General features: G+C 55.1%; 1 pseudogene. It reads right to left on the reverse strand.

Annotation, left to right across the window (positions count from 1 at the left end):
* Positions 1-312 (reverse strand): annotated as a pseudogene (locus HPT30_RS00515) (hypothetical protein); the annotation flags it as partial.

Genomic DNA, 312 nt, shown 5'->3' on the forward strand with positions numbered 1-312 from the left:
AGATGCCCGCCAGTTATGCTATCAGGCTGCAGATGCTGTCCGTTCACTGCTCCCTCTGCCAGCTTCGCTCCTGTTAAGCTGCCGTCAGGCAGAAGATCGGACGTGTATACTTCCTCTGCCAAATGTGCAAGGGTGATATTGCCGGGTTTTACATGCCGCTCTTCCACACTTTGCTCGGCCAGGTGCCCACTAGTTATGCTATCAGGCTGCAGATGCTGTCCGTTCACCGCTCCCTCTGCCAGCTTCACTCCTGTTATGCTACCGTCAGGCAAGAGATCGGACGTGTATACCTCCTTCGCCAAATGCGCAAGG

This window comes from Paenibacillus agri (assembly GCF_013359945.1).
GTDB lineage: Bacteria > Bacillota > Bacilli > Paenibacillales > Paenibacillaceae > Paenibacillus_AQ > Paenibacillus_AQ agri.